General features: G+C 60.5%; 1 protein-coding gene. It reads left to right on the forward strand.

Annotated features, from left to right (window positions below; translation table 11 throughout):
• Window positions 1-30 precede the first annotated feature (30 nt).
• Window positions 31-319 (forward strand): hypothetical protein (locus IE94_RS36845; RefSeq protein ID WP_157849461.1); only part of this gene is annotated, 289 nt, incomplete at its 3' end.

Below are 319 nucleotides of genomic sequence, written 5' to 3' on the forward strand. Positions count from 1 at the left end.
AGGACGGTGCCGCAGGTATATCTGGACGAAATGCGCGCAGCCAACGTCCCGGACCTGGACAACGCTCGCGCCACCGAGGACCAGAAGAATCGGACCCCGGAAGAAAACATGGAGAAGCGGACCGCGGAAGAACACATGGAGATCCTCCGCAACAACAACTTCAAGCCAAGCGCCGGCGGGAAAACACGCCAGACCTACCAGTGGCTCAAGACTGTCAAATCAGGCAGGAGGACGGTGCCGCAGGTATATCTGGACGAAATGCGCGCAGCCAACGTCCCGGACCTGGACAACGCTCGCGCCACCGAGGACCAGAAGAAGC

This window comes from Streptomyces violaceorubidus (assembly GCF_000717995.1).
Lineage (GTDB): Bacteria > Actinomycetota > Actinomycetes > Streptomycetales > Streptomycetaceae > Streptomyces > Streptomyces violaceorubidus.